This window comes from Actinokineospora sp. NBRC 105648, assembly GCF_030269645.1.
In the GTDB taxonomy this organism is placed as follows: Bacteria; Actinomycetota; Actinomycetes; order Mycobacteriales; family Pseudonocardiaceae; genus Actinokineospora.
The window spans coordinates 1-8,912 of the sequence record NZ_BSTR01000092.1 but is presented as its reverse complement, the minus strand read 5'-3'; the positions used below and the strand labels follow the sequence as shown (position 1 = coordinate 8,912).

7 protein-coding genes and 1 pseudogene are annotated in these 8,912 nt (G+C 67.8%); 3 read left to right on the top strand and 5 right to left on the bottom strand.

Features of this window, described 5'->3' with window-relative positions:
• Nucleotides 1-291 precede the first annotated feature (291 nt).
• Entirely contained in the window at nucleotides 292-477 is a 186-nt protein-coding gene (locus tag QSK30_RS36365; RefSeq protein WP_285509964.1) for a hypothetical protein, read from the top strand.
• 21 nt (nucleotides 478-498) lie between these two features.
• Nucleotides 499-828, top strand: coding sequence for a hypothetical protein (locus tag QSK30_RS36360; RefSeq protein WP_285509963.1), 330 nt, complete (start codon nucleotides 499-501; stop codon nucleotides 826-828).
• A gap of 6 nt (nucleotides 829-834) precedes the next feature.
• Here QSK30_RS36360 and QSK30_RS36355 read toward each other — a convergent pair whose 3' ends face one another.
• The 3 genes from QSK30_RS36355 to QSK30_RS36345 form a co-directional block, all read right to left on the bottom strand.
• On the bottom strand, nucleotides 835-3,354 hold the full coding sequence (locus QSK30_RS36355; protein WP_285509962.1) for a GmrSD restriction endonuclease domain-containing protein: 2,520 nt from the start codon (nucleotides 3,352-3,354) through the stop codon (nucleotides 835-837).
• Nucleotides 3,355-3,448: 94 nt separating this feature from the next.
• Nucleotides 3,449-3,799 carry a VOC family protein gene (locus QSK30_RS36350; protein WP_285509961.1) on the bottom strand — a complete coding sequence of 117 codons (351 nt, stop codon included), beginning with the start codon at nucleotides 3,797-3,799 and terminating at the stop codon, nucleotides 3,449-3,451.
• Nucleotides 3,800-3,903: 104 nt separating this feature from the next.
• Nucleotides 3,904-4,473 carry a pirin family protein gene (locus QSK30_RS36345; protein WP_285509960.1) on the bottom strand — a complete coding sequence of 190 codons (570 nt, stop codon included), beginning with the start codon at nucleotides 4,471-4,473 and terminating at the stop codon, nucleotides 3,904-3,906.
• 38 nt (nucleotides 4,474-4,511) lie between these two features.
• Between QSK30_RS36345 and QSK30_RS36340 the strand changes: the two genes are divergently transcribed.
• A complete protein-coding gene (locus QSK30_RS36340) occupies nucleotides 4,512-5,831 on the top strand; it encodes a recombinase family protein (RefSeq protein ID WP_285509959.1) in 1,320 nt (439 codons plus the stop codon).
• A gap of 230 nt (nucleotides 5,832-6,061) precedes the next feature.
• On the opposite strand, the gene QSK30_RS36335 is transcribed toward QSK30_RS36340, so the two are convergent.
• On the bottom strand, nucleotides 6,062-8,488 hold the full coding sequence (locus QSK30_RS36335; protein WP_285509958.1) for a hypothetical protein: 2,427 nt from the start codon (nucleotides 8,486-8,488) through the stop codon (nucleotides 6,062-6,064).
• A pseudogene (locus tag QSK30_RS36330) lies at nucleotides 8,485-8,912 on the bottom strand (hypothetical protein); the annotation flags it as partial. The pseudogene QSK30_RS36330 and the gene QSK30_RS36335, both read right to left, overlap by 4 nt.

Sequence of the window (8,912 nt, the reverse complement as noted above, 5' to 3'; positions counted from 1 at the left end):
GTCAACCTCGCAGAACCGGAATCCACACCACGCGCCTTGACCTGCCCGACCCTCGCCACCCGCAAATCCTACCGCACCCACGGTTAACTTAGCGGTATTGGCGTATGGGATGCAGGGCGGGGAGTGGTCAGCGGGGCGGGTTTGGTGGCCGACGCGAGTTTGGTGGGGGGACTTGTCGGTTGATGGTGGGTGCCTGGGTCGCCGGTGGGGTTTTGGGTTGGGTTGTCGGGTGCGGTTGTTTGGTGCGGTTGTCGGTCGACGGGGTCGGGTGGGGGGCCTACAGTCGGGGGTATGGCTACGTTCGGTGAGTTGGTGCCTGGGCCTAAGTTGCGCAAGGAGAGCGAGGACGACTCCGGGAGTGGGGAGGGGTTCGAGCCGGTGTCCGGTCCCCTGGACCTGGACGCTGGTGTGATCTACCTGCGCAAGCGCCCGACCCCGACCTCGCCGGCCGCGGTGCCGGTGGTCGAGGCCGACTGAGGCGCGGCTAGGGTCGGGTGGGTGGAGCCACTGGAGCTGGAGTACGAACACCTGCTGCTACGACTCGACCGTGGCGTGTTCGAGGTCTTCAGCTACCCGTGCGCGGAGGGGGCCGACTTCCGGGTGCCGGTCCGCTGGCTCGCGGTCAGCCTGGAGTACCGGAAGCCGGACCGCGGACGGATCCACTTCGGCACCATGCGTGGCCCGACGGCCCTCCTCTACGGTGCCGCGAGCGACGCGTTGAGCTTCCACTACCGCCCGGCGCTGGTCATCCCGTCCGCGCACGAGCGACTGTTCGGCGACTACTTCACCGCGGTCGCCCGGGTCGCGGGGCGCTCGGTCCGGGTCTGAGCCGACTCAGGTATCGGGCTCGGCCACCGATCGGAACCAGCGCAGGACCGCGCACAACTCGTCGACGGCGTCCGGGTTCGCGAGGACCGACAGCGGCACCTTGGGGCGCAGGGCCAGTTTGCCCTCCGGGATGTCCACTCCGGGCACCTTGTTCAGCCGCAGACGCAACTCCTCGCGCAAGGCCTGGTCGTCGAAGGGGGCGCGTGTGGCGAGGTAGAGGAAGACCACCTCGAAGTAGCCTGCCGCGCCATCGGTGGGGTAGACCGTGATGGGCCAGATCTTGGGCAGGTTCTCGCGGTGCAGCATGAAGAAGCAGCTCGTGACCGTCGTGCCCTCACCCCATCCGAGGTCCCCGCCGAGTTCCGCCCAGCACTCGGCGAGCTCATCCAAGCCGGTCATGACGGGCTCCGGGTTGTCGGCCGACAGCTGTTCCAGGAACCGCTCGGCCCGCTCGTCCAACGGCTCGTCGGGGGCGGACTCGTCGTCAGGGGCGGCGATCCCGACCAGGTCGGCCAGGTCCCGGGCGCTCAACCGCTGTGCCGGGTCGGCGACTCCGCGCTCGTCCACGGTGATCCCGTCGGCGCGCAGCACCGCCACGACGTCACCGCGGTCGGCACCAGCCCAGCGGAACGTCTCCGACACCCGGCCGTCGTGCCCGAGCACGCGGTGGGCGTTGGCCACTCCCGGGGTGTTGGCCAGGTGCGCCCCCACCGGTCGCGGGTGCGACCCGATCAGGACGGCGACTTCGCCGTAGGTCGTCCACGCGCCCGCGGGCATGGCCGCCAGCGCCTGGTGCAGCAGGGCCCAGTCGCGGCCGCGCTCCACGTGGTGGCCGCCGGGGCCGGGACCGGGCCACAGCGCGACCGCCCGGTCGGCGAGGTCGTCGGCCCGGCGCAGGATCTCCGCGGCACCCCAGCGCTCGGCGTCGGCGATGCGCCGGTTCATCTCCAGGTGGCTCGCCGCCAGCAGGTCCTGCTTGCGCTGGAACGGGTGGTTGGACAGCTTGGCGTTCACCGCGGTCAGGGTCAGGTTGCCCAGGGTGTGCACGAGCCGGTCGTGCAGCTCGGCGGGGGTCTCATCGCCCTCGACGTCGGCCGCGAGCTCGGTGAGCCACGCCGCGGTCGCCGACTGCGGCATGACGTGCTCGATGGTCAGCGCCGCGCTGTCGAAGTCGACCGGCTCCGGGTGGCCGTGGCTCTCCTCCAACCGGCGCAGCACCAGCCGCTGCTGCTCGGGCCTGCCCTGCCAGTAGAACGGCTTGGTGCGGATCGCCGCGCGCAGCTCCTCGTCGTCGGGCCAGGAGCGGCGGGCCCCGGAGAGCACCCAGCGCAGGCCCTCGACGACCGGGCGGTCAGTGGGCAGCTGGGCGGGCACCGCCTGGAAGATCCGGTTCAGGCTGTTCGGCGGGATCTGGCAGATCGCGCGGCGGACCACGAAGCTCTCGACCAGGGCCAGGCCCGCGGCCAGCTCGTCGGAGTCGATCTCACCGGTGGCCCGGCGGTCAATGAGCACCAGCACCGCCGGGTGGGCGGCCGTCGCCCGCCACTGGGCCAGCCTGCGCAGGTGGGCGCGGACACCCGCGTGCGGCTCGCGCTGGGGGTCGAGGACCAGCCGGAAGTGCTCGGCCCGGCGGGCCAGTTCCCGGATGTAGGCCTCGGCCGCGTCCTCTCCGCCGCCCGCGACCCGCAGCTTGTCCTGCTGGGTGGCGTACATGTCCTGCCTGCGGACCCGCTCGTCGCCGTCGAGCACGAGCAGCAGCCACATCAGGTGTTCGAGCTGGTCCGCGCCCAGGCTGCCCTGCACCGGCAGCCAGTGGTCCTGGTAGACCTGCTCGCCCCGGGTGGGCAGGCACATGAACAGGTAGTTGCGCAGCAGGTCGGCTTGGCTCAGCCGCAGCCCGGTGTTGTTGAGCGACTCGAAGATCCGGTGCACGTTGTCGCCGCGGTCTGCGGTGATCGACACCAGCGAGAGCCGGGTGGTGACCGCCTGCTCGACCCGCTGGACTGCGGCGGTGTCGGCCAGCGCCGCGAGCCGGTGGCGGAAGAACCGGTACGCGGCGGACAACCGGTCGTCGGTGCTCGCCACGGCGTCGACGCGCACGCAGGCGGTGTAGGCGGCCCGGTCGGCCTGGGTGGGCAGCAGGCGCAGGTTGTGCGCGCCCTTCATCCACTTATTGAGCAGGTACTGCTCGGTGATCCGCTCGGCGGCCTCGCGGTCGGTCTCCACCAGGTTGTCGCGGATCGCGGCGATGAGCAGGCTCAGCGTGGTGAGCCGCTGCTGGCCGTCGACCACCAGCCACTGCTCGAAGTGCGCCTCACTGGTGGGCGAGGGCGCCAACACCACGGACCCGAGGAAGTGCGTCGGGCCGGGGTCGCCCCCGGCGAGCAGGTCGGCCTGCGCGATGACGTCGTCCCACAGCAGCCCGAGCTGCTTGTCCGACCACGAGTAGGTCCGCTGGTAGAGCGGGACCTGGAACTGCTTCTGGCCCTGGACCAGGCCGACGAAGGTCACCTCGGACGCCTTCATGCCACCCCCTTGTGCAAGGGGTGCATCGACTCTCGATCACGTCTGGTTACGGTCCCGCGACCAAATGTCGCAAGATGACCAGATCGGGTGGACTTCAGCCGTGGGCGAGGATGTTGACCACGTTGCCTGCGGGGTCGCGGACGAAGAATCGGCGCACGCCCCACGGCTCGTCGGTCAGTGGGTGGACGATTTCCGCGCCTGCGGCTATGGCCGCTGCGTGGGCGGCGTCGACGTCGTCGACCTGGATCGAGGCGGATGGCACCACTGGGGCGGTCTCGTCGTGGGTCATCAGGCTCAGTTGGACCTCCGGGCGCGCCGGGTCCGCCAAGGTGACGATCCAGCCGTGGTCCATTACCGGGTGTAGGCCTAGGACGTCGGTGTAGAAGGCGGTCGTGCGCGGGAGATCGGCACACTCCAGGTCTGCCACCACGCGGGTCACGGTCATGGGGTCATCATGGCATCGGTGGATGACATCGGCCTTGGTCGACGACAGTGGCCGGGGCGACGGCAGTGGCCCCGGCACGGGGCCGGGGCCGGCTGGACAACTGCTCAGCCGATTCGCAGGGTGGCGTGCATCTCCCACACCAGGATCTCCGCGCCCTCGGCGCCCGCTGTCACCCGTTGGCCGCCCACGGCGGTCAGCCGGGCGGCGTCGCCGGTGCCGAGGAGGCCGTTGTCCTCCATGGTCACCGAACCGCGCGGTACGAACAGGTGGACGAATGGTGCGTCGGGCAGGGTGACCGTGCCGCCGGGGGCGAGCCGGGCGGCGTAGAGGGCCGCGTGGCGTTGGCCGATCCGGATGGCGGCGGCGTCGGTGTGCTTGTCCATTCCGGACGCGACCGGCACCAGGCCGCCCGCGAGGAGTTCGTCGTCGATCTCGAGCTGCTCGTAGCCGGGGGCCTTGCCCGCCTCGTCGGGGGCGACCCACATCTGGACGAAGTGGACCGGGTCCGCGTGCTCCGGGCCGCCGGAGACCCGCCAGGAGTCGTTCTTCTCCGAGTGCAGGATGCCGGTGCCAGCGCTCATCCGCTGCGCCAGCCCGGGGTAGATGATCCCGTTGTGCCCCTGGGAGTCCTGGTGCACCAGCGCGCCGCGCAGGACCCAGGTGACGATCTCCATGTCGACTAACGAGGTACCCTTGTCTCGGGAGGACAGTCATGGAGACGCAGACCGCCGCTACCTACCTACGTAAGAGCGTAGTCAAGGATGACAAAGATGCCGAGAGCATCCAAGTCCAGTTGCACTACAACACCAAATACGCCCGTTCTGTAGGCTGGGATATTTCACCGGATCTCACTTTTACCGATGAGGGGATCTCAGCGTCTAAAGGTCTCGAACGTCCGGACTGGCTGAAAATGCTTGAAGCAATCAAGAGCGGCAAAGTCAAACGAATCGTCGTCCGGGAGCAGGCGCGACTAAGCCGCGAAGATATCGAACTTTTTATCTTCCTCAAAACTATCGAGAAATACAGCGTAGAAGTTCGAGACTCGTTCGGCCATGAAATCAAAAACGATCTACAAACCAAGGTAAAAGGATTGGTCGATGCCGACTACGCCAAACAGGTTGGTATTAATGTCCAACGGAAACGTCAGTACAACGCATCTCTCGGCAAACATCCCAAACACTACCGCCGGCCGTATGGTTACACGTCAGGATACGAATCCGTAGTTCCCAATGAAGCCAAGGTAATAAGAGAAGCGGCAAGGCGATTTTTGGCAGGCGAAACCGTATACATCATCACGAAGGATTTCAACAATCGCGGCATCCCGACCGCGCAGGGGAAGAAGTGGTGCACGTCCGGCTTGTCCACCGTGCTAGGCCGCGCGGAGAACGCAGGTCTTCGGACTTACAAAAAGGAAGTGGTGGCTAAGGGCGCGTGGCCGACCATCATTGACGAGAAGACATATCAAGCGATCATAGCGAAGCTTAGCGGAAACGCCCCTTACTCCACGGTCACGGCCCGAAAACATCTGCTAGTCGGCATATTGGTGTGCGGCCTATGCCAGACTAGGCTTTCAGCAAAGGAATCCCAGAACCGATACTGGTGTAACCCTTCCAGGGGTGGATGCGGAAAAATCGGCCGCACCATGAAGGGCATTGATGCCTTTATGATCAAACTGACGTACGAAGCTATCAAGCGCCTTCCCGCAGTCGAAAACATCTCCCAGCCAGACGACACCGATGATCGAATCGAGGCCCTACAGATCGAACGCGAAGAAACTGTTAAAGCAAAGAAGGATGGCTTGCTGGATTTGAGAACCATGATTGAACTCACGCAAGACATAGATGCGAAGATCAAAAATCTCAGAGGAAGTCAGGTCAAGAGTCAACCATTGCCGGTCAACGACGCCGATGCGTTCCTAAACGCCACCACGGACAAAAAGCGGGCAACCATCAAGCGGCTATTTCCTGTCGTGGCGGTGAAGCCTGCGCCTAGCAAGGGTGCGCGCTTCAAGCCCGACCAGCTAGAGTTTTAGCCCCCCTATTCGCGCAAGATTGTGCAGAGCGGCCCCGGTTTTTACAACCGGGGCCGCTCTGCACTCAATCGAGTATCGTACGAATGTCTCTAGCCGTTGATTCATCGAAGAATCCTCGTTTTCCCAACTCCGTCAGAACTTCTCTAATCCAAGCGGCTTCTTCGACACTTATGACTAGCGGGATTTGATTCGCTTCCTGATTCGTAGATTCGACAGGCCCCGATGACGGGCTAGCTGCCGTGGTGACCGCCCCCGTTCACGTCAGGGAGGGAGTCCCTGTCGTTGCCCGGCTGGTGGTGGTTTCGGGGTTGTTCTGGGTGGTCGGTCTGGTGGGTCCCTGTGGTCCCTGTCGGGTGTTGTGGCTGGTCAGGGCGGGGAGTTGGGGGCAGGGAGGGGGTAGGGAGCGGTCCCTGTGTCCCTGTGGAGTCCCTGTCGTGGTCCTCGTGGTCGGTGGGGTGGTCGCGCCGGTCGAGTGCTGTCGTGAGGTCTTCGGCGCGCAGGACTTTGAGGCCGTCTGATTTGCGGGCGGTGACCCCGTGCCGTGCGAGTTCATCCCGCAGGTCGGTGAAGGTCCAATGCTCGTAGGTGTCGGGGTTGGTGGTGGCGAGTCGGGCGAGGATGACCTGTGTGCGGACTCGGCGTTCGCCGCGTAGGGCTTCTGCGATGGCGGTGAGGTGGTCCGGTGGTGCGCTCTCCAGTTGTGGGCGGTCGGGGGCGGGTAGGGCGCGGCCGTCGTCTTCGATGAGTCGTTGGGCGCGTTGGATGACGGGGGTGACCTCGTCGGCGCCGTCCTCGAAGGGGATGTAGAAGGTGCGGATGAGGTCGAAGGTGGAGTCGGTGACGCCTACGGCTACGCAGGTGCCCCGGTCGGTGCCGACCCGCAGTTCGGTGGCGCGGATGCCTGCGGCGTAGCGGCCGGAGCCGAGTAGTCCGTCGTTGGCGACGTGATCGGCCACGGAGAACGCGACCCCGCACCCGATGTTGCGGGTGATCTCCTTCGGAAGGCTGTCCTTGGTGGGTGACTGGGTGGCCAACAGCAGGATGACGCCGTATTTGCGGCCGCGTTTGATCACCCGCACGGCCAACTCGGCGGCCCGTTTCCCGTGGCGGGGGTGCTGGAAAAGTTCGTGGCACTCGTCGATGGCGCAGATCAGCGGGTGCAGTCCCAACCCGCGTTGGTCGGCCAGTCGCCGTGACACCTTGGGCGGGCGTCCTGGTTGCGCGCCGAGGGTCTTGCCGCGTTTCTCCATCTCGGCGACCAGATCCGACAGGGCGTCGGTGGCCGCTTCGGCGACCGCGTCGTCCATGCCCATGCGGTAGCGGGAGAGCCGGGGCGCGAAGGGGTCGAAGTCGGGGGACTCGCCCATCACGAACGCCCACAGCTCGGCTGTCGGATCGAGCGCGGCACCGAGCATGAGCGTGCGCAGGGCAGCTGACTTGCCCTGGCCGGGGCGACCACCGACCAGCCAGTTGGCGCCGATCAGGGGGGCGTTGATGATCGCGCCGCGTTGGGACAGTCCGAACGGGACACCGGCGAACACGTCGACCCGCCCGCCGTCGGGGCCGCTGTCCTCCAGGAGCGGCCAGGGTCCGGCACCGCCGGAGAGGGTGCCCTTGTCGGCCACCCACAGGTCCAGGACACCGTCCTCGTCGCCCTTGGTCGCCCAGGTCTCCAAACCGGACCGACCGAGGTTCGCAGCGAGCTTCCCGCGCTGCCCGGCGACCATGTCCGCGGTGACCCCCAAAGGCAGTCTGACCTGCGCGAATGTGCCGTCTCCGTCCTTTCGGGCCGGTACCGTGTAGATCAACTCCCCGCCACCCTTGAAGAACGCGTTCAGTGGTGTGATCCCGAGGTGCGCGAGCGCGCGGGAGATCATCCGTTCATCGATCCAGGCGTCCGCGTCGTCCCGGTCGGGCTGGATCAACCACCCGGCCCCGGGTTCCCGGTCGCGGCCCTCGAAGGCCGCTGCCACGACCCACAGCAGCGGCAGCACCGCCCACACCACCGACCAGGCCGCGACCAGCACCGCGCCGATCGCGCCCAGGGCCGCGTACACCCCGGCCAACCACGGCCACATGTCCGCCCGGTCCATCACCGTGTCCACCAGCCACAGCACCCCGGCGAGCACGCCGGCGACCCGGGCGGCCAGGACCACGCGCCGCGCGGCGATCCCGACCCGCGCCCACCGGGCACGGGCATCCGCCCGGATCAGCTCTTGCGCGGTCCGGCGCGCGTCGGTGTCACCGGCCGACCGCGCGGCGCGGGCATCGGCCCGCAGGTCGGCATAGGTGGCCCACGACCACGCCTTGACCGCCCACCGACCGGTCCCACGCACCACGAACCACGCCAGCCGCGCGAGATCGGCCGGCGCCTTGCGCGCCCGATAGGCGGCCACCGACCGCACCCGCACAACAGCCTCCGAGCGCCGGACCCGCCCGCCGATCCCCCGCGCGATGTCGACCAGCACGCGGACCGCCGAGTCCAGCCGCCGCGCGGGCCGCTGCCGGGTGGGGGTACCCGTGTCGTCCGGGAGAGCGCCGTTGTCGTCCTCGGTGACCAGCTCCCCGTCGAACACCTTCGGCTCCAACGCGTTCACCGGGGCGTTCACCACACCGCCGTTCACGGGCGCGTTCACCGGCTCCGAAGGGCCGTTCATGAACTCACCCGCCCCTCGGTGCCGGCGGCCAGTTCCGCGACCAGCGCGGCGGCCAGTCGGGAGGACAGCCCACGCGAACACCCGGTCACCTGCCGCACCCACGCCGGCGTGACCGGTGTCCCCGGCGACCACACCCGCAACGCGGCCTGCCGGTACTGCGCGAACGACCGGCGCGGTCGCGGCCGTTGCGGCGGGCTGGTCGCCTCCGTGACGGCCGCGACGTCCCCGGACCCACCGATGTCCGCCCCGGGTGCCGCCGGCACCTCAGCGGCCCGCTCAGGCCGCATGGGATCGCTCGCCCGCCGTGTCACGGCCATGGTGACGTCGGTGAGCTTGTCGCGCAGGTCGGTGACCGCCTCAGCCGCCACGAAGACCAACAACACCGGCACCGAGTGCAGCACCACCCCGGCCGCGCTCCCGGCCG